A 1,299-nucleotide genomic window follows, 5' to 3' on the forward strand; every position below is an offset into this window, starting at 1 on the left:
GGGAGACACTCCTCGCCCTCGTCGAGGGCTGGGTCGACGCCGTGGTCACGGCCGCCGTCGGCGACCGGCTCCCCAGCGCCGACAAGCTCCGCGAGATGTGGCTGCGCCGCCGCGCCACCGGCGGGGCCGCCGAGCAGGCCTTCGCCAGCCTCGTCGGGCTCGAACTGCGCCCGCGGCTCGCCCGCGAGGCCTCCGAACTGTGGCGCCGGGTCGGCGAGGCCGTCGGCATCGAACGCCGCGACGGTCTGTGGAGCCACCCCGACCTGCTGCCCGTCGGCGAGGACCTCGAGAACCCGGCCGCCGTGATCGACCGCCTCCTCGACGAATCGACCGGCGACTCCGGCGGCGTCGACGAGATCGAGCGGTTCCTCCGCGAGTCCGGCGGCGGGGACGGTGGGGACGACACCGGCTCCGAGGGGCCGCGCGACGCGGACTGACCCGTCTGACCGACCCCGGGCGGGGCCGGTCAGGGCGCGTCGACCTCGTCGTCGTCACCCTCGATCAGGTCACCCACTCCCTCGCCGGCCCCGTCGCCGCGAGCGTTTTCCGCACCCCCTGGCGCCCCCGCCGCGCCACGGAGGACCCGCGAGTACGCCTCGAGATAACCCATCGCGCGCTCGGCGCGCGGGAAGCGGCGCACCACCTCCCAGAACTCCGGCGGATGCCCGCCCGACACCACGAGGTGGGCCAGTTCGTGAACGAGGACGTAGTCCAGCACGTACGCCGGGACGTCCCGCAGCGCCTCGCTGATCCGGATCTCCCCCGACGCCGGAGAGCACGATGCCCACCGCGTGGTCATCGACGGCACCCACCGCACCGACGACGGCCGCGGGCACCCCTCCACCCACCGGTCCGACAACCCGGAGGCCCGCCGCATCAGATCCTCGTCCGAGGCCATCGGGCCCCGACGGCGGCCCGAGCGCGCCAGACGGCCCAGCATGTCCGAGACCAGGCGCCGCTCCTCGGTCCGGGGCAGACCCGCCGGCATGAGCACCACCACCGTCTCCCCCTCCACCCGCGCGGACACCGTCCGCTTGCGACGCCTCGACCGCCGGATCTCGATCCGCGGGTCGTCGGGGTCCGTGGGCAGTGCCGTCCGCGGGGCCGGGCCGCCGGGGGCGGTGTCCTCGGATCGGCCGGCGGGGCGAGGGGCTGACGGCACGCCGACCACGGTAGACCACCCGACGGCGCGGCCTCCCGGGCCGCCGTCCACACACCCGGCCCGCCCTCGCGAGCCTGTGGATAACCCCGCCGACGGGGCCGGGGCCCCGGTGATCGCGTGCCACGATGACACCTGTG

The 1,299-nt window shown here is 75.9% G+C and carries 2 protein-coding genes; one reads left to right on the plus strand and one right to left on the minus strand.

Annotated features, from left to right (window positions below):
- A partial coding sequence (locus tag HMPREF3086_RS19475; RefSeq protein WP_246830886.1) for a zinc-dependent metalloprotease occupies window positions 1-437 on the plus strand: 437 nt, incomplete at its 5' end.
- Window positions 438-466: 29 nt separating this feature from the next.
- On the opposite strand, the gene HMPREF3086_RS03160 is transcribed toward HMPREF3086_RS19475, so the two are convergent.
- Window positions 467-1,162 (minus strand): M48 metallopeptidase family protein, encoded by a 696-nt coding sequence (locus tag HMPREF3086_RS03160; protein ID WP_232303062.1) that lies wholly within the window; start codon window positions 1,160-1,162, stop codon window positions 467-469.
- Window positions 1,163-1,299 lie beyond the last annotated feature (137 nt).

Source organism: Dietzia sp. HMSC21D01, assembly GCF_001815995.1.
GTDB lineage: Bacteria > Actinomycetota > Actinomycetes > Mycobacteriales > Mycobacteriaceae > Dietzia > Dietzia cinnamea.